Origin of the sequence: Ectopseudomonas alcaliphila, assembly GCF_900101755.1 — a bacterium.
GTDB classification, from domain to species: Bacteria; Pseudomonadota; Gammaproteobacteria; order Pseudomonadales; family Pseudomonadaceae; genus Aquipseudomonas; species Aquipseudomonas alcaliphila.
The window spans coordinates 928,357-951,988 of the sequence record NZ_FNAE01000001.1 but is presented as its reverse complement, the minus strand read 5'-3'; the positions used below and the strand labels follow the sequence as shown (position 1 = coordinate 951,988).

Below are 23,632 nucleotides of genomic sequence, written 5' to 3'. Positions count from 1 at the left end.
GGCTTCGCTGCTCGCTCAGCCGAGGAAGTAGAACGCGCCGCAGATCACCACGCCCGAGTACAGCAGCATGATCAGGCAGTAGCCCATGATGTCGCGTGCGCCCAGGCCGACGATGCCCAGCAGCGGCAGCGCCCAGAACGGCTGGATCATGTTGGTCCAGGCGTCGCCCCAGGCAATCGCCATGGCGGTGACGGTGGGCGATACGCCGAGCGCCTGAGCCGCCGGCAGCATGATCGGCCCCTGCACGGCCCACTGGCCACCACCGGACGGCACGAACACGTTGACCACGCCAGCGCTGAGGAAGGCCAGCAGCGGGAAGGTGTCGGCCGAGGACCAGGAAATGAACGACTCGGTGATCTGCCGGCCGAGGGAAATGCCGTCGGCGTTGGCACCCATCATCATGCCCATGATCCCGGCGTAGAAGGGGAACAGCAGGACGATGCCACCGATGCCGCGCACGCTCTCGTCCACCGCGCGCATGTAGCGCTCCGGGGTGCCGTGCATCAGCAGGCCGCTGAACAGGAATATGGCGATGACCACATCCAGGCCAAGCACGAAGCCCTTGGTGGCGAAGTGGTTGAACAGGTAGATACCGGCCATGACTACCAGAGCGAGACCGAGGATGCGGCTGTCGTCCAGGCGCTGTGCCGGGGTTTCACGGGCCGGCAGTTCGGCGTGCGATTCCACCAGCTTGGCGGGGTCGGCGACCTTTGCGTTTTGACGCGGGTGCATGGCGCGGTTGAGCAACGGCAGGCCGATCACCAGCAACGCGACGATGGTCAGGTTCAGGGTACTGAACAGGGTTTCGCTGATGCTTACCGGGTCGGTCAGCACGCCTGCAGTGATGCGCGCCAGGTCCGGGCCGCCGGTGGCCAGAGAGAGCGGCACCGAGCCGGCCAGGCCGCCGTGCCAGACCAGGAAGCGCGAGTAGGCCGAAGCTACCAGCAGCGGGTAGTCGACACCCGCGACCTTGCGCGCGAGGGCGCGGGCAAACACCGCGCCGATCACCAGGCCGAAGCCCCAGTTGACCCAGCAGCCGAGCAAGGCCACCAGGGTGACCATGATGATCGCCTGGCCGGGTGTGCGTGCCAGACCTGCCAGGTGGTCGAGCTGACGGTTGATGATCGGCGCGCTGGCCAGGGCGTGGCCGGTGACGAAGATCAGCGACATCTGCATGGCGAAGCCGAGCAGCGTCCAGAAGCCGCCGCTCCAGTGCTGCACCATGGCCGGCAACGACTGCCCGGTAGAGAAGATACCGGCGAGCAGCACGCCCAGGGTGAGCAAGGTGGAGAAGACGAAGGGTGAGGGCAGGTACTTCTGTACCAGGCTCACGCTCATGCGAGTGAGGGTGTTGAACATGGGGGACGCCTCTTTCTTATGGTTGTGTAAGGACTTTAACCAGGCATTCAGAGTTGGCTACGCCTGGGCGTTGCAGTGGATATGACAAAGCTCGGCCGAGGCCGAGCTGGTTGGTGTAGCCCGGATGCAATCCGGGAGGTCCATGTCAGGTTTCCCCGGATTGCATCCGGGCTACGGTGTTGTAGGGTGGATGTCGCTTTTTACATCCACCAAGGCGGTGGACCGATAAAGCGCGATCCACCCTACGCATCAGCGCTCGATGGCCAGCGCCACACCCTGGCCACCACCGATGCACAGCGTGGCCAGGCCTTTCCTGGCGTCGCGGCGGATCATTTCGTGCAGCAGGCTGACCAACACGCGGCAGCCCGAGGCACCGATGGGATGGCCAAGGGCGATGGCGCCGCCATTGACGTTGACCTTGTCAGCGTCCCAGCCCAGTTCCTGGCCGACCGACAATGCTTGAGCAGCAAAGGCTTCGTTGGCTTCGATCAGGTCCAGATCGGCCAGGCTCCAGCCGGCCTTGTCCAGGCAGCGGCGGGTGGCGGAAACCGGGGCGATGCCCATGATCGCCGGGTCGACGCCGGCGTTGGCATAGCCTTTGATCCTCGCCAGCACGGGCAGGCCCAACTCCTGCGCCTTGGCCGCGCTCATCAGCAGCACGGCAGCAGCACCGTCGTTGAGGCTGGAGGCGTTGCCGGCGGTGACGCTGCCGTCCTTTTTGAACGCCGGCTTGAGCTTGGCCAGGGATTCGGCGGTGGTGCCGGCGCGCGGCTGCTCGTCACGGGCGAAGGCGACGGGGTCGCCCTTGCGCTGTGGAATCAGTACCGGGGTGATTTCGGCATCGAAACGGCCGGCTTCGATGGCGGCCACGGCCTTCTGCTGCGAGGCGGCGGCAAAGGCGTCCTGGGCTTCGCGGCTGATGCCGTACTTGTCCACCAGGTTCTCGGCGGTGATGCCCATGTGGTAGTCGTTGAAGGCATCCCACAGGCCGTCGACGATCATACTGTCGAGCATCTGTGCGTGGCCCATGCGCAGGCCGGTGCGCGCCTTGGGCAGCACATAGGGCGCCTGGCTCATGTTCTCCATGCCGCCGGCGATCACCACCTCGGCGTCGCCGCAGCGAATGGCCTGGGTGGCCAGGTGCAGCGCTTTGAGGCCCGAGCCGCAGACCTTGTTCAGGGTCATGGCCGGTACGGCATGCGGCAGGCCGGCACGAATGGCGGCCTGGCGCGCGGGGTTCTGGCCGCTGCCTGCGGTAAGCACCTGGCCGAGGATCACTTCATCGACCTGGGCGGCGTCGAGGCCGGTCTGCTCCAGCAGGCGCTTGATGACGATGGCGCCGAGCTCGGGCGCGGGAATATCGGCCAGGCTGCCCTGGAAGCTGCCGATGGCGGTGCGGGTGGCGGCAACGATGACGACGTCTTGCATGGGATAACTCCTCTCGGCTGATGGGCCGCGTATTGTGGGAGGCGCTTTAGCGGCGAGCCTTTCTCGTCGCGGCTAAAGCCCCTCCCACAATGCAGAAAAACGTTCCGTAGGCGCCGTGCGTGGTGGCGCCTACAGAACGGTAGACAACTTAGAAGCTCATTTCCGGTACGTGTTCGGGGACGATCAGCTTGCCGGCGGTCTTGGCGACGATTTCCTCGATGCTCACGCCCGGCGCGCGCTCGCGCAGGATGAAGGCGTTGTCCTCGATCTCCAGGTAAGCCAGGTCGGTCAGCACCTTGCGAATGCAACCGCAGCCGGTCAGCGGCAGGCTGCAATGCTCCAGCAGCTTGGATTCGCCGTCCTTGGAGGCATGGGTCATGGTGACGATGATGTTGTCGGCACCGGCCACCAGGTCCATGGCGCCGCCCATGCCCTTGACCAGCTTGCCGGGGATCATCCATGAGGCAATGTTGCCGCGCACGTCCACCTCGAAGGCGCCGAGCACGGTCAGGTCGACATGGCCGCCACGGATCATGGCAAAGGATTGCGACGAATCGAAGATCGCCGCGCCCTTGATCGCGGTGACGGTCTGCTTGCCGGCGTTGATCATGTCGGCGTCCACCTCCTCCTCGGTGGGGAAGGCGCCCATGCCGAGCAGGCCGTTCTCCGACTGCAGCATCACCTGCATGCCCTCGGGCACGTAGTTGGCCACCAGGGTGGGGATGCCGATGCCGAGGTTGACGTAGAAGCCGTCCTGCAGCTCGCGGGCCACGCGCTGGGCCATTTGTTCACGGGTCAGTGCCATGCTCTTGTCCTCAGCTGCGCAGGGTGCGTTTTTCGATGCGTTTCTCGAAGCTGCCGCAGATCAGCCGGTCGACGTAGATGCCGGGGGTATGAATCTGCGTCGGATCGAGCTCACCGGGTTCGACGATCTCCTCGACCTCGACCACGGTGATGCGTCCGGCGGTGGCGACCACCGGGTTGAAGTTCTGCGCGGTGTGGCGGTAGACCACGTTACCGAAATGGTCGGCCTTCCAGCCTTTGACGATGGCGAAGTCGCCGGTGATGGCCGGCTCGAGGATGTAGTGGCGGCCGTTGATCTCGCGCGCTTCCTTGCCCTCGGCGACCGGGGTGCCGTAGCCGGTGGCGGTGAAGAAGGCGGGGATGCCGGCGCCGCCGGCGCGCAGCTTCTCGGCCAGGGTGCCTTGCGGGGTGAGTTCGACTTCCAGCTCGCCGGACAGCAGTTGCTGTTCGAACAGGGCGTTCTCGCCGACGTAGGAGGCGACCATCTTGCGGATCTGCCGGTCTTCCAGCAGCACGCCGAGGCCGAAACCGTCGACGCCGCAATTGTTGGACACCACGGTCAGATCGCGCACGCCACGGCGGCGGATCTCGGCAATCAGGTTCTCGGGGATACCGCACAGGCCGAAACCGCCGGCCAGCACGGTCATGCCGTCCTGCAGGCCGTCCAGGGCTTCTGCGTAGCTGCCGACGCGTTTGTCGAGTCCGCTCATTCGAGGCTGCCTCTTTTGTTGTTATCTGGGGTGAGGCCAAGCTTCTGCGCTATGGGCTTATTTGTTAAGTTTGTTTTTCCTCTTGATTGATCAGGTAAATAAATCAATGACCGTCAAGCAGCTACGCGCTTTTCTCGCCGTGGCGCAGAGCCTGAGTTTCGCCCAGGCCTGCGAGCGCCTGCACCTGTCGCAGCCGGCGCTGAGCCTGGCGATCAAGAACCTGGAGCAATCGCTTGGCGGCCAGTTGCTGGTGCGCACCACCCGCAGCGTGGCGTTGACCCCTGAGGGTGAGACGCTGCTGCCCATCGCCGTGCGTCTGCTGGCCGACTGGGACAACGCCGAGGACCTGCTGCGCCAGCACTTCACCCTGCAGATGGGCAAGGTGGCGGTGGCGGCCATGCCGTCGTTCGCCGGCAACCGCCTGCCGGCGGCGCTGCGCGCCTTTCGCGACGCCTACCCACGGGTCAACGTGGCGGTGCATGACGTGATCAACGAGCAGGTGATGGAGATGGTGCGCGACGGCCGTGTCGAGCTGGGCATCGCCTTCGAACCGGCGACCCTCGATGGCCTGCAGTTCACACCGCTGTACGAGGATCGTTTCGTCGCCGTGGTGCCAGCAGATAGCGAGCTGGCCGAGCAAGCCGCGCTGATCTGGGCGCAATTGCTGGAGCAACCCTTCATCACCCTGCAACGCCCTTCGGCGGTGCGCCTGCTGCTGGAGGACAGCGTGATCGCCCGCCACGGCAGACTGCCGGTGGCGTTCGAGAGCCATCAGTTGGTGACGGTCGGCCGTATGGTTGCCGAAGGCCTTGGCGTCAGCGCCGTACCGCAACTGTGCCGGCAGCAGATGGAAGAACTGGGCGCCCGCTGCCTGCCGCTGAGCGAGCCGCAGGTGTCGCGTCGCGTCGGCCTGCTGCACCAGGCCGGGCGCCAGCTGTCCAGCGCGGCGCAGGCCTTGAGTGAGGTGTTGTTGCGTCAGGCTGGGCAGTAGGGCGGGTGAAACCCGCCACCTGCGTTGTGGCGGGTTGCACCCGCCCTACGAATCTAGAGCTGAATCAGGTCTGCCGGGGTGTCGATGTCCTGCAGTACGCCAGGATCGTCCAGCTCGATGATCTGTACGGCTTCGGCGTTGTGCTGCAGCACGGTCTTGGCGCCGGCATCGCCGCTCAGTGCGGCAAGTTGTGGCCAGAAATCGCGGCCGAACAGCACCGGATGGCCGCGTTTGCCCTGGTAGCTGGGCAGTACGATTTTGTCTGCGTTGGCGTAGGTGAGCAGAGTTTCCAGACTGTCGCGACGGATCAGCGGCATATCGGCGAGAAAGATCGCCACGGAATCAGCGTCGGATTCGACCAGCAGTCGCTCGGCGCCTGCGGCCAGGCTGTGGCCCATGCCCTGGGCCGTTAGCGGATGCTGGACGAGCTTGATGCTGGCGGGTAATCCCAGCTCCGTGATGGACTCGTCCTGGCGCAGCACCAGCCAGACTTCTTCGAGCATCGAACAGGGCAGTGCCAGGCTGGCTGCCAGCAGCGAGCGGCCGTCGTCGAGCACGAGCCGGCGCTTGTCGGCACCGAAGCGGCGGCTGTACCCGGCCGCCAACATCAGTGCGGCCACGCCCTGGGCAGGGTGCTCGCTGGCCATGCTCAGCCGGCCAGGCCCGCTGCTTTGGCGCGCGCAGCGTGCAGTTTCTTGTAGCTGTCGATCAGGCGCAGGTGCTTGTCCAGGCCTTCGAGCTTCATGCTGGTCGGGGTCAGGCCATGGAAGCGCACGCTGCCGTCCACCGAGCCGATCACCGCGTCCATGCGCTCGTTGCCGAACATGCGCCGCAGGTTGTGCTCGAAGTTGGCCAGCTCCAGATCGTCGTCCAGCTGGATCTCCAGCACGGCGTTGACCGCCTGGTAGAACAGGCCGCGCTCGACGGTGTTGTCGTTGTACTGCAGGAAGGCCTCGACCAGCTCCTTGGCGTCGTCGTATTTCTTCAGCGCCAGGTTGATCAACAGCTTCAGCTCGAGAATGGTCAGCTGGCCCCACACCGTGTTGTCGTCGAACTCGATGCCGATCAGCGTGGTGATGTCGGTGTAGTCGTCGACCTCGGTGTTGTTGAGGTTGCGCAGCAGCGACTTCAGTTCGCGGTCGCTCAGGGCGTGCAGGTTGAGGATGTCCTTGCGGAACAGCAGCGCCTTGTTGGTGTTGTCCCAGATCAGGTCCTCGACCGGGTAGATCTCCGAGTAGCCCGGCACCAGGATGCGGCAGGCGTTGGCGCCTAGGTCATCAAAGGTGGCCACGTAGACTTCCTTGCCCATGGCCTCGAGGATGCCGAACAGGGTCGCGGCCTCCTGCTCGTTGGAGTCGGCGCCTTCGCCGGAGAAGTCCCACTCGACGAACTCGAAGTCCGGCGTGGCGCCGAAGAAGCGCCAGGACACCACGCCGCTGGAGTCGATGAAGTGCTCGACGAAGTTGTTCGGCTCGGTCAGCGCCAGGCTGTCGAAGGTCGGCTGCGGCAGGTCATTCAGGCCTTCGAAGCTGCGCCCCTGGAGCAGTTCGGTGAGGCTGCGCTCCAGCGCCACTTCCAGGCTCGGGTGCGCTCCGAAGGAGGCGAACACGCCGCCGGTGCGAGGGTTCATCAGGGTCACGCACATCACCGGGAATTCGCCGCCGAGCGAGGCATCCTTCACCAGCACCGGGAAGCCCTGTTCCTCCAGGCCCTGGATGCCGGCGACGATGCCCGGGTACTTGGCCAGCACCTCCTGCGGCACGTCCGGCAGGCACAGCTCGCCTTCGAGGATCTCGCGTTTCACCGCCCGCTCGAAGATCTCCGACAGGCACTGCACCTGGGCCTCGGCCAGTGTGTTGCCGGCGCTCATGCCGTTGGACAGGTACAGGTTCTCGATCAGGTTGGACGGGAAATACACCGTCTCGCCATCGCTGCGGCGCACGAACGGCAGCGAGCAGATGCCGCGTGCGGTGTTGCCCGAGTTGGTGTCGAACAGGTGCGAGCCGCGCAGTTCGCCGTCCGGATCGAAGATGGCCCGGCAGTGCTCGTCGAGGATCTCTTCGGGCAGCGCATCCTTCGGGCCCGGCTTGAACCAGCGCTCGTTGGGGTAGTGGACGAACTCGGCGCCCGCGATGTCTTCGCCCCAGAACTGGTCGTTGTAGAAGAAGTTGCAGTTCAGCCGCTCGATGAACTCGCCGAGGGCCGAGGCCAGGGCGCTTTCCTTGGTTGCGCCCTTGCCGTTGGTGAAGCACAGGTTCGACTGCGCATCGCGAATGTGCAGCGACCAGACGTTGGGCACGATATTGCGCCAGGAGGCGATCTCGATCTTCATCCCGAGCTCCGCGAGGATGCCCGACATATTGGCGATGGTCTGCTCCAGCGGCAGGTCCTTGCCCGGGATGTAGGTGGTGGTGTCACTCACCGGCATCAGCAGTGCCTGGGCATCGGCGTCGAGGTTTTCCACCTCCTCGATGATGAACTCGGGGCCCTGCTGCACCACCTTCTTCACGGTGCAGCGGTCGATCGAGCGCAGGATGCCCTGTCGGTCCTTCTCGGAAATGTCCGCCGGCAGCTCGACCTGGATCTTGAAGATCTGCGCGTAGCGGTTCTCCGGGTCGACGATGTTGTTCTGCGACAGGCGAATGTTCTCGGTGGGGATGTCGCGGGTCTGGCAGTACAGCTTGACGAAGTACGCTGCGCACAGCGCCGACGAAGCCAGGAAATAGTCGAACGGCCCCGGCGCCGAACCGTCGCCCTTGTAGCGGATCGGTTGATCGGCGATCACCGTGAAGTCGTCGAACTTGGCCTCCAGGCGCAGGTTGTCGAGAAAGTTGACCTTGATTTCCATGGGGCAGTACCAGCGAGCGAAACAAAATGGCCGCCATTATCCGGGTTTTCGGCGGTCTGTCTTGCTTGGCTGCTGGCGATGAAGGCGCGCCGGACCGGCGGCGAGTGCAACGCCGGTCCGAGCGAGGGCTCAGCTGTCGAGTTCGGTGGGGCTGCTGGTGCCGATGGAGGTGTAGCTCGGCCATTGCCGCAGCAGGGTTTCGACGAACTGTTCCGCTGCCGGCGACAGCGAAGAGCCGCGGCGGCGCACCAGGCCCAGGGTGCGGCTGATCACCGGATCGACCAGCGGCCGGCTGACCAGAATCGGATGGTCTTCGGCCGGCATCGCCAGGCTGGGGAGGGCAGCGATGCCCAGGCCGGCTTCGACCATGCCCAGTGAGGTCGAAAGGTGCTGCACTTCGTAGAACCAGCTCGGGCGCCAGTCGAGATGGGCCAGGCCGTGATCGAGCAGCACGCGGTTGCCACTGAGGCGGCCGACGCCGATCAGGCGGTAGTCGCTGAGCTCGCGCCAGGCCACTTCCGGCTGCTTGGCCAGGGGGTGGTCGCGCCGGCAGGCGAGCACGAAGGGCTCGTTGACCAGCGGGGTGAAGTCGATTTCCGCGCTCTGTCCGCTCTGCATGTTGATGCCGAAATCCGCTTCGCCGCGAATCACCGCTTCCAGCCCCTCGTGAGCGCTGAGGTCGAGGATACGGATGCGGATCTTCGGGTACTGCAGGTTGAAGGTACGGATCACCGTCGGCAGGAAGTAGAAGGCTGCGGTCGGGATGCAGGCGAGGGTGACCTGGCCGGACTGGCGCTCGGCCAGTTCGCGGATGCCGAGGATCGAACGCTCGAAATCGTCCAGCAGGCGCTGTGCCTTGGGCAGAAAATCCCGGCCCACGGCCGTCAGGCTGACGCGGCGCGTGGTGCGGTCCAGCAACTGGATGCCGAGGCTTTCTTCCAGCTTCTGCATGCGTCGTGTCAGTGCCGGCTGCGACAGATGGATGGCGTTGGCGGCCTCGTGAAAGTTGCCGAACTCGGCGATTTTCACGAAAGCGCGGATGTCTTGCAGTTCGTAATTCATGCGCTTGGGTTATCAGTCGTGCGTATTTTTGTTTGAAAGTTAGCAATGAACCCTAGTCTTTCGGCTCAGGACTGGCAAGCGGGGAAATACGCGTATGCATTAATGCGTAAAATGGAATAAATATCGAAATATATGCATTTTACAGAATAAATATCCGCTCCTCATAATCGACGCAAAGCAACAATCACTGGTTTTATTGCGTTGGAGGCATCATGCGGACGGTACCTTGTGTACTTATGCGAGGCGGTACTTCGAAAGGGCCGGTCTTTCTGGCCAATCACCTGCCCACGGACCCGCAACAGCGCGACGAGGTATTGCTCAGCCTGATGGGCTCTGGCCACGAGCTGGAAATCGACGGCATCGGTGGCGGCAGCCCGCAGACCAGCAAGGTGGCGATCGTCAGTCGTTCGCCGCATCCGGACGCCGATGTCGACTACCTGTTCGTGCAGGTCATGGTCACCCAGCGTCGCGTCGACACTGCGCCCAACTGCGGCAACATGCTCTGCGCCATCGGCCCTTTCGCCATCGAGCATGGCCTGGTCAATGCCGGCTCGCCGATGACCCGGGTGCGCATTCGCAACCTCAACACCAACACCTTCGTCGATTCCGACGTGATGACCCCTAACGGCCGCGTGCGCTATGACGGCGATACCGCCATCGACGGCGTGCCCGGCACTGCCGCGCCGATCAAGCTGACCTTCCTCAACGCCGCTGGCGCCAAGACCGGCCGCCTGCTGCCCACCGGCCGCGTGCGTGACGAGTTCGACGGTGTCCAGGTGACCTGTATCGACATGGCCATGCCCATGGTGCTGATGCATGCCGAGGCACTGGGCAAGACCGGCTACGAGTCGCCGGCCGAACTGGATGCCGACAGCGCCTTTCTCCAGCGCCTGGAACGCATCCGCCTGCAGGCCGGCCTGGCCATGGGGTTCGGTGACGTTGCGCAGATGGTCATCCCCAAGCCGGTGCTGCTGGCCCCGGCGCGACATGGTGGCACGCTGAGCGTGCGTTATTTCATGCCGCACAACTGCCACCGCTCGGTCGCCGCCACCGGGGCCATCGGCCTGGCCACCGCTTGCGCGCTGCCCGGCAGCGTCGCCCAGGACATCGCGCCCATCGAAGGCGAGGCGCTGGTGCGTCTGGAGCATCCGGGCGGGCAGATCGAGGTTTCCCTGCAGCCTGCCGCTGACGGCAACCCCGAGCACCTGCGCGCCTCGCTGGTGCGCACCGCTCGCCGTCTGTTCTCGGGTGAGGTGTACATCCCCAGCCTGCGGCGCACCGGCACCTGATTTCGCTTCACCACAACCACACCCGTAGGGCCAACCACAATGACAAGAAAAAAATCCCTCAGCTGCTCCGTCGTCGGTATGACGGTCATGGCGTTGCCTGCAGTCGGTGCCAACGCCGCCGGTTTCATCGAGGACAGCAAGGCCAGCCTGGAGCTGCGCAACTTCTACCTCAACCGCGACTTTCGTGAGAATGCCGGGCAGAACAAGCGTGAAGAATGGGCGCAGGGCTTCATTCTCAACCTGGAGTCCGGCTTCACCCAGGGCACCGTGGGTTTCGGCGTCGATGCCATCGGCATGCTGGGCCTCAAGCTCGACTCTTCACCGGATCGCAGTGGCACCGACCTGCTGCCGCGTGACAGCCGTAATCGCCCCGAGGACGACTACAGCAAGCTCGGCGTAACCGGCAAGGTGCGTTTCGCCGAAAGCCAGCTGCGTGTGGGTACGCTGCTGCCGAAGATGCCCTACCTGCAATACAGCAACTCGCGTCTGCTGCCTCAGACGTTCGAGGGCTGGCAGGTGCAGAGCAAGGATCTCGAGCGCGCCACTTTCACCCTGGGTGAGATCGACCGCGTGGTGCAGCGCAATGTCTCCGGCTCCGACAAGCTGACGCTGAACAACAAGAACGGCCGTTTCGGCGGCAGCCCGGAAAGTGATGAATTGCGCTTCGGCGGTGTCGACTATGCGGTCAACCCGCAGTTGCTTGCCAGTTATCACTACGCAGAACTGAGCGACGTCTATCGCCAGCACTTCCTCGGCGTGCAGCACAATCTGGCGCTGGGCGCCGGCAAGCTGAAAAGCGACCTGCGCTACTTCAACAACAGCGAGGCCGGGCGGGAGCGGGTCGGCGATATCGATAACCGGGCCATCAATGCCATGTTCACCTACAGCGTCGCGGGTCATGCCCTCGGGCTGGCTTACCAGAAGATGCTCGGTGACGATGGTTTTACCTACGTCAACGGGGCCACGCCTTACCTGACCAACTTCCTGCAGATCAACGATTTTGCCGGCCCCAACCAGCGTTCCTGGCAACTGCGTTACGACTTCGACTTTGCCAAGGTCGGCGTCCCCGGCCTGACCTTCATGACCCGCTACGTGCGCGGCGATCAGGTCGACCTGGCGGTAGGCGAAGGGCGTGAGTGGGAACGTGACACCGATATCGCCTACGCCTTCGGTGATGGCCCGCTGAAGAATCTGAAGGTGACCTGGAGAAACGCCACCTACCGGTCGAGCTTCGTCCGTGATCTGGACGAGAATCGCCTGATCCTGAGTTATATCGTGCCGCTCTGGTAATGCATCGGCTGTACATACAAGACCAATAAGAGGAACCCATCATGATCACCTGCTCCATTCGCCGCATTCTGCCGCTATCCCTCGCCGTATTGCTTGCCAGTGGCTCGGTACTGGCTGGCGAACCCTCTCGTCCGGAGTGCATCGCCCCGAGCAAACCAGGCGGCGGTTTCGACCTGACCTGCAAGCTGGCCCAGGCCGGTTTCAAGGATGAAGGCCTGCTCAAGGCGCCGATGCGCGTGACCTACATGCCTGGCGGCATCGGCGCCGTGGCCTACAACTCCATCGCCGCCAACCGTCGTGCCGAGCCCGGCACCTTGGTGGCCTTCTCCGGCGCCTCGTTGCTCAATCTGGCGCTGGGCAAGTACGGTCGTTTCGACGAGAACGCAGTGAAATGGCTGGCCACCGTCGGCAACGATTACGGCACCTTGGCTGTGCGTGACGATTCGCCTTACAAGAACCTCGATGACGTGGTGCAGGCGCTGAAGAAAGACCCGAAAAGCATCGTGGTTGGCGGCGGTGGCAGTGTCGGTGGGCAGGGCTGGGTGAAGATCGCTCTGTTGGCCCGCGCTGCGGGTGTCGATCCGCGCGAGCTGCGTTACGCGGCGTTCGAGGGCGGCGCGGAGCACTACATGGCGCTGATGGGCGGCCATGTGGGCCTGGTCACCGGCAGCGCCAGTGAGATCCGGGCGCAGCAGGGCAACAAGATCCGCACCCTGGCGGTCTTCAGCGAAGAGCGCCTTGGCGGCGATCTGGCTTCGATCCCCACCGCGCGCGAGCAGGGCTACGAGATCCAGTGGCCGCTGATTCGCGGCTACTTCCTCGGTCCTGACGTGAAAGAGCAAGATGTGGCCTGGTGGCAGGAGCGTTTCGCCAAGCTCGCCGCCTCCAGCGACTTTCAGGCCTACCTGGCCGACCGCGATGTACTGCCTTACTACGTGACAGGGCCGGAGCTGGATGCGCTGGTCAAGAGTCAGGTTGAGGAGTACCGCAAGCTGGGTCGTGAGTTCGGCCTGGTCGAGTAACAGAGTTCCCATGCGCCGTCACTGACGGCGCAGCGTTCTGGAGCGCATCCACATGCATGACCGTATCTTTGCGGGGGTGACCCTGCTGCTTTGCTGCATCCTGGGATTTTTCGCCTGGGGTTACAGCGCCCCGTTTTCCTACGAGCCGGTCGGGCCCAAGGCCTTCCCGTTGCTGCTGTTACTGCTGATCGCCTTTGGCTGCCTGCAATTGCTGCTCCAGCCGGCCGGCGACGTGCAAGGCGAAGAGCCGCCCCTGAACCGCGAAGTGATGGTCAAGGCGCTGGTGTTTCTCGGCCTGATGATCGGCTACGCGGTGCTGTTCGAATCGCTCGGTTTCATTCCCGCCAGCGTGCTGTTCGGCATCGGCATGGCGCGCCTGTATGGCGGCAGTTGGCTGCACAGCCTGATCAGCGGTGTGGTGTTGGCTGTCGGCCTCTACCTGCTGTTCGACAAAGCCCTTGCCGTACCGCTGCCGCTTGGCATCCTTTCGACCCTGGAGAGCTGAACCCATGGATACTCTCGGTTATCTCAGCCATGGCTTCGGCGTGGCGCTAAGCCCCTACAACCTTCTAACTGCCCTGTGCGGCACCCTGATCGGCACCGTCGTCGGCCTGCTGCCGGGCCTCGGCCCGATCAACGGCGTGGCCCTGCTGATTCCGGTCGCCTTCGCCTTGGGGTTGCCGCCGGAAACCGCGCTGATTCTGCTTGCCGCGGTGTACCTGGGCTGCGAATACGGCGGTCGTATTTCCTCGATCCTGCTCAACATTCCCGGTGAAGCATCCGCAGTGATGACCACCCTCGATGGCTACCCGCTCGCCCGTCAGGGCCAGGCCGGTGTCGCACTTTCCCTGTCGGCCTGGAGCTCGTTCATCGGCGGCCTGATCGCCACCGCTGGCGTCGTGTTGTTCGCGCCGCTGCTGGCCAGGTGGGCCGTGGCATTCGGCCCCGCCGAGTATTTCGTGTTGATGGTGTTCGCCATCACCTGCCTGGCCGGGATGGCGGGCAACAAACCCCTGAAGACTGCCGTCGCGGCGCTGATCGGCCTGCTGCTGTCGTGCGTGGGCATCGACGCCAACAGCGGCGTCTATCGCTTCACCTTCGGCAGCCTGGGCCTGGCCGATGGCATTCAGTTCGTGGTGCTGGTGCTGGGGCTGTTCTCGGTCAGTGAGCTGCTGGTGCTGCTCGAGCGTACCCATCATGGGCAGAAGGCGATCAAGGCCAGCGGGCGGATGCTGTTCAGCATGAAGGAGGGCGGCTTCGTGCTTGCCACCAACCTGCGCAGTGGCGTGGTCGGTTTCGTCCTTGGCGTGCTGCCAGGTGCCGGCGCGACCCTGGCCAGCGCGGTGTCGTACATGAGCGAGAAGCGCATGGCGGTGAAGGACAACAAATTCGGCAATGGCGACCTGCGCGGCCTGGCCGCACCGGAAACCGCCAACAGCGCTGCTGCCTGCGGCTCCATGGTGCCGATGCTGACCCTCGGCGTGCCAGGGTCGGGCACCACTGCGGTGATGCTCGGCGCCCTGACGCTGTACAACATCACCCCGGGGCCGCTGCTGTTCCAGAACCAGCCGGACATCGTCTGGGGCCTGATCGCCTCGCTGTTCGTCGCCAACATCATGCTGATCGTCATGAACGTGCCGATGATCAAGGTCTTCACCAAGGTGCTGGCCGTGCCTTACTGGGCGCTGGTGCCGGCAGTGGCGATCATTACCGCCATCGGTGTGTACGCGGTGCACGCGACCACCTTCGACCTGTACCTGATGATCGCCATCGGCATCTTCGGCTATGTCATGCGCAAGCTGGACTTCCCGCTGTCGGCGATCCTGCTGGGCTTCATCCTCGGCGGGATGATGGAGCAGAACCTGCGCCGGGCGTTGTCCCTGTCCAGCGGTGCTCTCGGTATCCTGTACGCCAGCCCGATCACCTGGGTGGTCTGGGCGCTGGTGGCAGTGATGATCGTGCTGCCATTCTGGCGCGCCTGGCGTGCGCGTCGTCAGCAGGGCCGCGCCGCCAGCGTGGTCTGATTCGGAGGGTTGGCATGCGTATCGTGATACCGGATGACTATCAGCGGGTCGTGCAACAGCTCGATTGTTTCAGCCTGTTGGAGGGCTTCGATGTTCGCGTGTATCACGATGCCGCCAGCGATCCGGACGTGCTGGCCGAGCGTTTCGCCGATGCCGAGGCGCTGGTGCTGACCCGCGAGCGCACGCGTATCGATGCCGCGCTGCTGGCACGCCTGCCCAAGCTGAAGCTGATCAGCCAGACCGGGCGAGCCGGTCCGCATCTCGATCTGGAGGCGTGCCGCGAGCGCGGCGTGACCGTCGCCGAGGGCACCGGCTCGCCCATCGCTGCGGCCGAACTGACCTGGGCGCTGATCCTCAATGCCCGGCGTCAGCTGCGCGAAGCCATGAACGGTCTGTATGCCGGGCACTGGCAGGTCAACCTGGGCCGGCGTCTGTATGGCCAGACGCTGGGTATCTGGGGCTACGGCAAGATCGGCCAGCGCTTGGCGCGCTATGCGCGCGCCTTCGACATGCGCGTGCTGGTGTGGGGCAGCGAGGCCTCGCGCCAGGCCGCCATCGCCGATGGATACGAGGCGGCGCCGACGCGCGAAGCCTTCTTCGAACAGGCCGATGTGCTCAGCCTGCACCTGCGCCTGGTGCCCGCGACCCGGCATTGCGTGAGCGCTACCGACCTGGCGCGAATGAAACCTGACGCCCTGCTGGTCAATACCAGCCGTGCCGAACTGATCGCTCCCGGAGTACTACTCGCTGCGCTGGACCGTGGCCGCCCTGGTCAGGCAGCGCTGGATGTGTTCGAGCAGGAGCCGATCCTGCAGGCCGATCATCCACTGCTGGCTCATCCGCGCATTCTCTGCACCCCACATCTGGGCTATGTCGAAAAACACAGCTACGAAGCCTACTTCGGTGAAGCCTTTGCCAATGTCAGGGCGTTTGCGACGAAGGTGGCCGCCACGGGCACGGTCAAGTGCCCCTGATTTTCCCTCGCGGAACATGCGAGCATCCCGCTTTCAACGCGATCTGCTCGGTTTGCACCTAACCACGCTCTAGTCGCCTGTCACGCAGCCGCCTTCGGGCGGCTGTTTCTATGGCTGCAATGGCCAGCTCAACACGAAGCGGCTGCCACCCTTGGCCGAGGCCTGCCAGAAGACCTGCCCGCCATGCGCCTCGACGATGGCCTTGACCACCGCCAGGCCCAGGCCGCTGCCACCGCTCTTGCGCGAGCGCGAAGGGTCGCCACGACGAAAGGCTTCGAAGATATTGATGGTCAGGGCGCTGTCGATGCCGGGGCCGTCGTCTTCCACGCTCAACTGGCAGTCGTCACCGACCTGCTCCAGGCGCACCCGCAGGTTGCCCGGGTCGGCATGGCGCAGGGCGTTTTCCAGCAGCGCCATCAGTGCCTGGCGGATGCGTACGGCATCGCACTCCACCAGCAGGACGGCGTCCAGTTCCTGGTGCAGGTGAAAGCCCTTTTCCGCCAGGGGCGTGGCGAAAGCCTGCAGCACGCTGCCCAGTTCAGCGGCCAGCCTGACGCTGACCCGTTGCACTTCCAGGTGGCCGCTGTCGTTGAGGCTCAATACACGCAAGTCTTCGATCAGACGATTGAGTCCCTCTACCTGGCGCAGCAGGCCCTCGAACAGCTCGCTGCTGGGGCTGAACACGCCTTCTGCCAGGCCTTGCAGGCGGCCGCGCAGAATGGTCACCGGCGTGCGCAGTTCGTGGGCGATGGCGGCGTTCCAGAATTCGCGCTCGCGGGTCATGCTCTGCAGGCGCTCGGCCATGGCGTTGAAGTCGCGCACCAGTTGCGCGGTCTCGCCCATTGCCTGTTCGTCCAGCGGCGCGCGGGCGGTGAGGTTGCCCTGAGCCACTTCGCGCAGGCTGTGCGCCACCGAGTTCAGCGGGGTAATCAGGCGTCGTGACAGGCGAATGGCGACGTACACCGACATGCCCAGTGCGGCGGCGATGGTGCAGCCGATCCAGATCATCTCTACCCGCGAGGGCATCCAGGTTTCGGAGATGCTGTCCGGCAGGTAGGTCACGGCAAGGGCGTAGAACACATAGGTGCCGATCACCGATAGGCAGATGATGCCCAGCGCCATCACCGCCAGGGACTGGATGATCTGCCGGCGCAACCCTGGTGTCGGCTTCATGGCTCGGCGCCGAAGCGATAACCCACGCCCCAGACGCTGGCTGGCACGCCCTGGATGTCGAGCGCCTCGAGCTTCTTGCGCAGCTTGCTGACGTGGCTGTCCACGGTGCGCTCCTGGGTGTCGCCTTCGGGCAAACAGTTGACCAGCAGTTCGGCGCGGCTGAATGCCCGTTTCGGCGCACGCATCAGGCAGGCCAGCAACTTGAACTCGGTCAGGGTCAGCTCCAGCGTCTGCGTTTGGCCATCGCGTTGTACGCTGGCCTCGTGGTTGTCCAGGTCGATCTGGAACGGGCCGACGCGCAGCATCTGCGTCGCGGCAGGCGCGCTCGCCCGCGTGCGCCGCAGCACTGCCTGCACCCGCGCCACCACCTCGGCCGGGTTGAAGGGTTTGACCACGTAGTCGTCGGCGCCCAGGCGCAGACCCATCAGCTTGTCGATGTCCTGGTCCAGTGCGGTGAGCATGATCACCGGGGTGTCGCCACGAGAGCGGATTTCGCTGAGCACCTTCCAGCCATCGAGGACCGGCATCTGCACGTCGAGCAGCAGCAGATCGGGCTTGAGCGTCTTGTGCAGGGCCAGCGCCTGCTGGCCGTCGCTGGCGTGCTGAGTGCGCAGCCCGCTGCGTTGCAGGTAGGCGATAAGGATGTCGGCGATCTCGGCTTCATCCTCGGCGATCAGCACCAGTGCCGTGGCGGGGGAGGCGGGGCTGGTGCGCGCGTGGGGATCGGACATGGGCGGGCTCGCAGACGATGGCGCTGAATGTTATCGCGCCCTCCATGCTTTCTCCACAAAGCCTCGAATCATTCGCAACAGCGCTGTTCCAGACTGCAGCCTCGATCAGCTCCCGGTCGCCATCAGGTCAGCGGAGCGTAGTGGGTAATGAGGAGTGGGTTATGGGCAGCAAATACCGGCATCTGAGCAGCGTGCTCGCAGGGCTTGCCGTATTGGCATTGGCTGGGTGCGATGCGGTGCAGCAGGGGGGGACAGCACCCGCACCGCTGCAGGTTTCAGTGCTGACGCTTGAGGCGCACGAACTGTCGGTCAGCGAGGATCTGCCGGCACGCGTGGCGGCCGTGCGTAGCGCCGAGATTCGCGCGCAGATCGGTGGCATCGTGCAGCGCCGTTTGTTCGAGCAGGGCGCCGAAATCAAGGCCGGTGCTGTGCTGTTCCAGATCAACCCGGCGCCGTTCAAGGCCGAGGTCGACAGTGCCGCTGCTGCTTTGCAGCGCGCCGAGGCCGTGTTGTCGCGGGCGCGGGTGCAGGCTGAGCGCCTGACCTCTCTGGTGCAGGCCGAAGCGGTCAGCCGCCAGCTGTATGACGACGCCGTGGCGCAGCGCGAGCAGGCCGCCGCGGATGTGGCTCAGGCCCGTGCGACGCTGGCGCGGCGCAAGCTGGACCTGCAGTTCGCCAGCGTCGAGGCGCCAATTGCCGGGCGCATCGACCAGGCGCTGGTCAGCGAAGGGGCGCTGGTATCGCCCACCGATGCCACGCCCATGGCGCGCATCCAGCAGATCGACCAGGTGTACGTCGACGTGCGCCAGTCCGCCTCGATACTGGACGCGCTGCGTCAGCAGGCCGGCTCGGCGACGCCGGAGCTGAGCGTGGAGATCCTCGGCAGCGATGGCAAGCCGCTGGGCATGCGCGGGCGCATCCTGTTCTCTGGCATCGAGGTGGATGCAGGCACCGGCGACGTGCTACTGCGCGTGCTGGTGGACAACCCGCAACGCCGCTTGCTGCCAGGCCTCTACGTGCAGGCGCGGATTCCCCGCGCGCATTACCCCGCCGCCCTCAGCGTGCCGCAGCAGGCAGTGACCCGCACGGCTGGCCAGGCCAGCGTGTGGGTGGTCGATGCCCAGGGCCAGGTGCAGCCGGTGCGTATCGAGCTCGGTGAGCTGGTCGAGCGCCGTTACCGCGTGGTGTCCGGGCTCAGCGCCGGACAGCAGGTGGTGGTCGAGGGCATCGAGCGCCTGAGTCCCGACGCCCAGGTTGCCACGCGCGCCTGGCAGCCCGCCGTCGCCCGCGAACAGCTCAGCGCCGTCGCGCGCTGAGTTCGGAGAATCAGTCATGCCGCAGTTCTTTATCAACCGTCCGGTGTTCGCCTGGGTGATCGCCCTGTTCATCGTACTGGCTGGCGTCATCGCCATCCCGCAGTTGCCCATCGCCCGCTACCCGTCGGTGGCGCCACCCTCGGTAACCCTCTACGCCACCTATCCGGGGGCCACCCCGCAGACGCTCAACGACTCGGTGGTGAGCCTGGTCGAGCGCGAGCTGTCGGGGGTGAAGAACCTGCTGTACTTCGAGTCCTCGGTCGACACCTCGGGTACCGCGCAGATCACCGCCACCTTCAAGCCGGGCACCGATGCGGAGCTGGCCCAGGTGGACGTGCAGAACCGTATCAAGGCGGTCGAGCCGCGCCTGCCCCAGGCCGTGCGGCAGAACGGCCTGCAAGTGGAGTCCGCCGCCTCGGGCTTTCTGATGATGGTCGGCCTGACCTCGCCCAACGGCCAGTTCGATGAGGTCGCGCTGAATGACTACCTGGCGCGCAATATCGTTCAGGAGCTGCGCCGCATCGACGGCGTCGGGCGCGTGCAACTGTTCGGCGCCGAGCAGGCCATGCGCGTCTGGGTCGACCCGAACAAGCTAACCGCCTATGGCCTGACGATGAACGAGCTGGCCCAGGCCATCGACCAGCAGAACGCGCAGATCGCGCCTGGGCGGATCGGCGACGAGCCGGCGTTACCGGGCCAACGCCTGACCGTACCGCTGACCGTGCAGGGGCAACTGAGCACGCCGGAGCAGTTCGCTGCCGTGGTGCTGCGCGCCGGTGCCGATGGCGCAAAGGTGGTGCTCGGCGACGTGGCGCGGGTCGAGCTGGGGGCGCAGTCCTACGGTTTTTCCAACCGCGAGAACGGCGTGGCCGCCACCAGTGCGGCGATTCAGCTGTCGCCCGGGGCCAACGCGGTGCGCACCGCATCAAAGGTGCGTGAGCGCCTGGCCGAGCTGGCGCCGAGCATGCCGACCGGCATGGCCTACTCGGTGCCGTTCGACACCGCGCCCTTCGTCAAGGTGTCCATCGAGAAAGTGATCTACACCCTGTTCGAGGCCATGGTGTTGGTGTTTCTGGTGATGTTTCTGTTCCTGCAGAACCTGCGCTACACACTGATCCCGGCCATCGTCGCGCCCATCGCGCTGCTTGGCACCTTCGCGGTGATGTTGCTGGCCGGTTTCTCGATCAACTCGCTGACCATGTTCGGCATGGTGCTGGCCATCGGCATCATCGTCGACGACGCCATCGTGGTCGTGGAGAACGTCGAACGGCTGATGGCCACCCAGGGGCTGTCGCCGAAAGAGGCGACCAAGCAGGCAATGCGGGAAATCACCGGTGCGGTGATCGGCATCACCCTGGTACTGACTGCCGTGTTCATTCCCATGGCCTTCGGCAGCGGCTCGGTGGGGGTGATCTACCAGCAGTTCACCCTGTCGATGGCGATGTCGATCCTGTTCTCGGCCTTCCTCGCCCTGACCCTGACGCCGGCGCTGTGCGCCACGCTGCTGCGCCCGGTAAGCGCGGATCATCATGACAAACGCGGCTTCTTTGGCGCCTTCAACCGCGCCTTCGAGCGCCTTACGGCGAGCTATGGGGCGCGGGTGGCGCGCCTGGTCGGACGCAGCGGGCGGATGATGGTGGCCTTCGCCGTGCTCTGCGCGGTACTGGCCATCGCTGCCGCGCAACTGCCGTCCTCATTCCTGCCCGAGGAGGATCAGGGCTACTTCATGACCTCCATCCAGTTGCCGACGGGGGCTACCAGCGAACGCACGCTGGAGGTGGTCAAGGCCTACGAGACGCACGTCGCCTCGCGCCCGGGGCTGGACGCCAATCTGGTGGTGCTGGGCTTCAGCTTCGCCGGCTCCGGTCCCAACGCGGCCATGGCCTTCACCATGCTCAACGACTGGGACCAGCGCAATGGCGCCACGGCGGCCGAAGAAGCCGCGCTGGCGCAACAGGCCATGGCCGACAATGTCGAAGGCACGGTGATGAGCCTGATGCCGCCGGCCATCGACGAGCTGGGCACCTCCTCCGGCTTCACCCTGTTCCTGCAGGACCGCGCCAACCGTGGCGAGGCCGAGCTGCTGGCCGCGCAGGCGCAATTGCTGGCGCTGGCGGCGCAGAGCGAGGTGGTCAGCGATGTCTACCCCGATGGCCTGCCACCCGGCGAGAGCATCCGCCTGGAGATCGACCGGCAGAAGGCCGAGGCCATGGGCCTGTCCTTCGCGGCGGTGAGCAGCACGCTGTCGGCGGCCATGGGCTCGCTGTACGTCAACGACTTCCCCAATGCCGGGCGCATGCAGCAGGTCATCCTGCAGGCCGACGCCCCGGCGCGCATGCAACTGGACGACGTGCTCGGCCTGCGCGTGCGCAATGCCAGCGGCGGCATGGTGCCGCTGCGCGAGGTGGTGACGCCGGTATGGAGCGAGTCGCCGCAGCAGATGATGCGCTTCCAGGGCTTCCCCGCCGTGCGTATCGCCGGGGGCGCGGCGGCTGGCGTGTCCAGCGGTGCGGCGATGGCCGAGATGGAGCGCCTGGTGGCGCAGTTGCCGCAGGGCTTCGCCGTGGCCTGGACCGGGCAGTCGCTGCAGGAGCGTCAGTCGGCAGCGCAGGCGCCGTTGCTGATGCTGCTTTCGGCGCTGGTGGTGTTCCTGGTGCTGGCGGCGCTGTACGAGAGCTGGTCGATCCCGCTGGCGGTGATGCTGGTGGTGCCGCTGGGCCTGCTCGGTGCGGTGGCGGCGGTGATGCTGCGCGGCATGCCCAACGACGTGTTCTTCAAGGTGGGGATGATCACCATCATCGGCCTGTCGGCGAAGAACGCCATCCTCATCGTCGAGTTCGCCCGCCAGCTGCATGGCGAGGGGCGCACGCTGATCGACTCAGCCGTGACCGCCGCACGCCTGCGCCTGCGGCCGATCCTGATGACCTCGTTGGCCTTCACCCTTGGTGTGATGCCGCTAATGCTGGCCTCCGGTGCCAGCGCCGAAACCCAGCATGCCATCGGCACCGGGGTGTTCGGCGGCATGCTCAGTGGCACCTTGCTGGCGGTGTTCTTCGTGCCGGCTTTCTTCGTTTTCGTCATCGGCACGCAGGAGCGTTTGAGCGCCTGGCGTGCGCAGCGTGGCGCCACCGCGCTGCCTCAGGAGAACCCGTGATGCGTTTGTTACTGACCCTGCCGCTGCTCGTCTGCCTGAGCGCCTGCTCGCTGACGCCGACCCTGGGGCGCCCGGCCGCACCGGTGGCGGCGAGCTTTCCCGTGGCCGCGGCCACATCGGCTTCGACGCTGCCGGCCAGCGCATTGGGCTGGCGCGCGATGTTCGGCGACCCGCGCCTGCAACGGCTGATCGATCTTGCGCTGGCCAATAACCGCGACCTGCGCCTGGCGGCACTGAACGTCGAGGCAGCGCGAGCGATGTTCAATATTCAGGAGGCCGCGCGCCTGCCGTCGGTGTCGCTCGATGCCAGCCACGCGCGCGAGCGGGCCCTGGCACAGGGCAACAGCGGCGAATCGCGCCGCGAGGTGAATCGCCAGGTTGCCGTGAACGTCGGCACCAGCGCTTTCGAGCTGGATCTGTTCGGCCGTGTGCGCTCGCTGTCCGATGCCGCGCTGGCCCGTTACCTGGCCAGCGAGCAGGGCCGCGATGCGGCGCAGATCGCCCTGGGCGGTGCGGTGGCCGAGGCCTACTTCGCTCAGCGTCTGGCCGATGAGCAACTGCAACTGACCGAGCGCACCCTGACCGACTGGCAGCAATCGTTGGAACTGGCACGCCTGCTCAAGCAGGCCGAACAGAACAGCAGCCTGGACGTGGCCCAGGCCGAAGGGCAGGTGGCCCTGGCCGAAGCCGACCTGGAAGCGCGCCGACGCGCCCTGGCGCAGGCGGACAACGCCCTGCAGTTGCTGGTGGGCAGCGAGCTGCCGGGCGACCTGCCTGCCGGCTTGCCGCTGGAGCGCCAATCGGTGATTGCGCCACTACCGGCCGGGTTGCCAGCCGACCTGCTGCTGAACCGGCCGGACCTGCGCCAGGCCGAGCAGGTGCTGGTGGCCGCCAATGCCGATATCGGTGCGGCACGGGCGGCGTTCTTCCCGCAGATTTCCCTGACCGCCTCCTTCGGTTACGCCAGCACCTCGCTCGGTGGGCTGTTCGACCCGGCCCGGCAGGTCTGGCGTTTCGCCCCGCAGATTTCCCAGCCGCTGTTCCAGGGGGGGCGCCTGCGCGCCGAACTGCGCCTGGCCAAGGTGCGCAAGTCCGAGGCCGTGGCCCAGTACGAGCGCGCCATCCAGACCGCCTTTCGCGAGGTGGCCGATGCCCTGGCCGGCACCGCCACCTTCGATCGCCAGATCGAGGCGCAACTGCGCGCGGTGAGCACTGCCGAGCGGCGCCTGGCGCTGTCCGACCTGCGCTACTGCGCGGGCGTCGAAGGGCGCCTGGAACTGCTCGACGCCCAGCGCCAATTGCAGTCCGCCCGGCAGGCGCTGCTGGAGCTGCGCCGGGAGGAAATCGCCAACCGGGTGGCGCTGTACAAGTCGCTGGGTGGCGGCTTGCACGAGCGCGATGCCGCGGAGATTGCTGCTGTCACGACCGCTCAGTAGAGTCCATTCACCTTGCCTATG

Annotated in this window: 19 protein-coding genes; 10 read left to right on the top strand and 9 right to left on the bottom strand. The window is 65.5% G+C overall.

Features of this window, described 5'->3' with window-relative positions; genetic code table 11:
• Positions 1-15: 15 nt before the first annotated feature.
• The 4 genes from BLR77_RS04570 to BLR77_RS04555 form a co-directional block, all read right to left on the bottom strand.
• Positions 16-1,359: a short-chain fatty acid transporter gene (locus BLR77_RS04570; protein WP_074675671.1), complete on the bottom strand. Its 1,344-nt coding sequence runs from the start codon at positions 1,357-1,359 to the stop codon at positions 16-18.
• 249 nt (positions 1,360-1,608) lie between these two features.
• Positions 1,609-2,787 carry an acetyl-CoA C-acetyltransferase gene (locus tag BLR77_RS04565; RefSeq protein WP_074675670.1) on the bottom strand — a complete coding sequence of 393 codons (1,179 nt, stop codon included), beginning with the start codon at positions 2,785-2,787 and terminating at the stop codon, positions 1,609-1,611.
• A gap of 148 nt (positions 2,788-2,935) precedes the next feature.
• Positions 2,936-3,592: a CoA transferase subunit B gene (locus BLR77_RS04560; RefSeq protein ID WP_074675669.1), complete on the bottom strand. Its 657-nt coding sequence runs from the start codon at positions 3,590-3,592 to the stop codon at positions 2,936-2,938.
• Positions 3,593-3,602: 10 nt separating this feature from the next.
• Positions 3,603-4,301, bottom strand: a complete 699-nt coding sequence (locus BLR77_RS04555) for a CoA transferase subunit A (RefSeq protein WP_074675668.1) — start codon at positions 4,299-4,301, stop codon at positions 3,603-3,605.
• 106 nt (positions 4,302-4,407) lie between these two features.
• Between BLR77_RS04555 and BLR77_RS04550 the strand changes: the two genes are divergently transcribed.
• Positions 4,408-5,292, top strand: a complete 885-nt coding sequence (locus BLR77_RS04550; RefSeq protein ID WP_074675667.1) for a LysR family transcriptional regulator — start codon at positions 4,408-4,410, stop codon at positions 5,290-5,292.
• A 53-nt stretch (positions 5,293-5,345) separates the two neighbouring features.
• Here BLR77_RS04550 and BLR77_RS04545 read toward each other — a convergent pair whose 3' ends face one another.
• The 3 genes from BLR77_RS04545 to BLR77_RS04535 form a co-directional block, all read right to left on the bottom strand.
• Positions 5,346-5,939: a nucleotidyltransferase family protein gene (locus BLR77_RS04545; RefSeq protein ID WP_074675666.1), complete on the bottom strand. Its 594-nt coding sequence runs from the start codon at positions 5,937-5,939 to the stop codon at positions 5,346-5,348.
• Positions 5,940-5,941: 2 nt separating this feature from the next.
• Positions 5,942-8,140, bottom strand: a complete 2,199-nt coding sequence (locus BLR77_RS04540; RefSeq protein ID WP_074675665.1) for an OsmC domain/YcaO domain-containing protein — start codon at positions 8,138-8,140, stop codon at positions 5,942-5,944.
• 129 nt (positions 8,141-8,269) lie between these two features.
• Positions 8,270-9,202 carry a LysR family transcriptional regulator gene (locus tag BLR77_RS04535; RefSeq protein ID WP_074675664.1) on the bottom strand — a complete coding sequence of 311 codons (933 nt, stop codon included), beginning with the start codon at positions 9,200-9,202 and terminating at the stop codon, positions 8,270-8,272.
• A gap of 212 nt (positions 9,203-9,414) precedes the next feature.
• On the opposite strand from BLR77_RS04535, the gene BLR77_RS04530 reads away from it, so the two are divergent.
• From BLR77_RS04530 to BLR77_RS04505, 6 genes are read left to right on the top strand one after another with little or no spacing between them, the layout of a single operon-like run.
• Positions 9,415-10,491 carry a 4-oxalomesaconate tautomerase gene (locus BLR77_RS04530; protein WP_074675663.1) on the top strand — a complete coding sequence of 359 codons (1,077 nt, stop codon included), beginning with the start codon at positions 9,415-9,417 and terminating at the stop codon, positions 10,489-10,491.
• Positions 10,492-10,530: 39 nt separating this feature from the next.
• Positions 10,531-11,781: an OprD family porin gene (locus BLR77_RS04525; RefSeq protein WP_074675662.1), complete on the top strand. Its 1,251-nt coding sequence runs from the start codon at positions 10,531-10,533 to the stop codon at positions 11,779-11,781.
• 41 nt (positions 11,782-11,822) lie between these two features.
• Positions 11,823-12,803, top strand: coding sequence for a Bug family tripartite tricarboxylate transporter substrate binding protein (locus tag BLR77_RS04520; RefSeq protein ID WP_074675661.1), 981 nt, complete (start codon positions 11,823-11,825; stop codon positions 12,801-12,803).
• A gap of 52 nt (positions 12,804-12,855) precedes the next feature.
• Positions 12,856-13,308 (top strand): tripartite tricarboxylate transporter TctB family protein, encoded by a 453-nt coding sequence (locus BLR77_RS04515; RefSeq protein WP_074675660.1) that lies wholly within the window; start codon positions 12,856-12,858, stop codon positions 13,306-13,308.
• Positions 13,309-13,312: 4 nt separating this feature from the next.
• Positions 13,313-14,827, top strand: a complete 1,515-nt coding sequence (locus BLR77_RS04510) for a tripartite tricarboxylate transporter permease (RefSeq protein ID WP_074675659.1) — start codon at positions 13,313-13,315, stop codon at positions 14,825-14,827.
• Between the two features lie 14 nt (positions 14,828-14,841).
• A complete protein-coding gene (locus BLR77_RS04505) occupies positions 14,842-15,801 on the top strand; it encodes a D-2-hydroxyacid dehydrogenase family protein (protein WP_074675658.1) in 960 nt (319 codons plus the stop codon).
• Positions 15,802-15,909: 108 nt separating this feature from the next.
• Here the strand turns inward: BLR77_RS04505 and BLR77_RS04500 are convergent, their stop codons facing one another.
• Together BLR77_RS04500 and BLR77_RS04495 are read right to left on the bottom strand one after the other, a co-directional pair.
• On the bottom strand, positions 15,910-16,974 hold the full coding sequence (locus BLR77_RS04500) for an ATP-binding protein (protein ID WP_074675657.1): 1,065 nt from the start codon (positions 16,972-16,974) through the stop codon (positions 15,910-15,912).
• Positions 16,971-17,705: a response regulator gene (locus tag BLR77_RS04495; protein WP_074675656.1), complete on the bottom strand. Its 735-nt coding sequence runs from the start codon at positions 17,703-17,705 to the stop codon at positions 16,971-16,973. Before BLR77_RS04495 ends, BLR77_RS04500 begins: the two co-directional genes overlap by 4 nt.
• A 161-nt stretch (positions 17,706-17,866) precedes the next feature.
• Here BLR77_RS04495 and BLR77_RS04490 point away from each other — a divergent pair, with 161 nt between their 5' ends.
• Genes BLR77_RS04490 through BLR77_RS04480 form a run of 3 tightly spaced genes read left to right on the top strand, consistent with a single transcriptional unit; the run spans position 17,867 to position 23,611 of the window.
• Positions 17,867-19,021: an efflux RND transporter periplasmic adaptor subunit gene (locus BLR77_RS04490; protein ID WP_074675655.1), complete on the top strand. Its 1,155-nt coding sequence runs from the start codon at positions 17,867-17,869 to the stop codon at positions 19,019-19,021.
• A gap of 16 nt (positions 19,022-19,037) precedes the next feature.
• Positions 19,038-22,175: a multidrug efflux RND transporter permease subunit gene (locus BLR77_RS04485; protein WP_074675654.1), complete on the top strand. Its 3,138-nt coding sequence runs from the start codon at positions 19,038-19,040 to the stop codon at positions 22,173-22,175.
• A complete protein-coding gene (locus BLR77_RS04480; protein ID WP_074675653.1) occupies positions 22,175-23,611 on the top strand; it encodes an efflux transporter outer membrane subunit in 1,437 nt (478 codons plus the stop codon). The genes BLR77_RS04485 and BLR77_RS04480 overlap by 1 nt, the downstream gene beginning before the upstream one ends.
• The last annotated feature ends 21 nt before the right edge of the window (positions 23,612-23,632 follow it).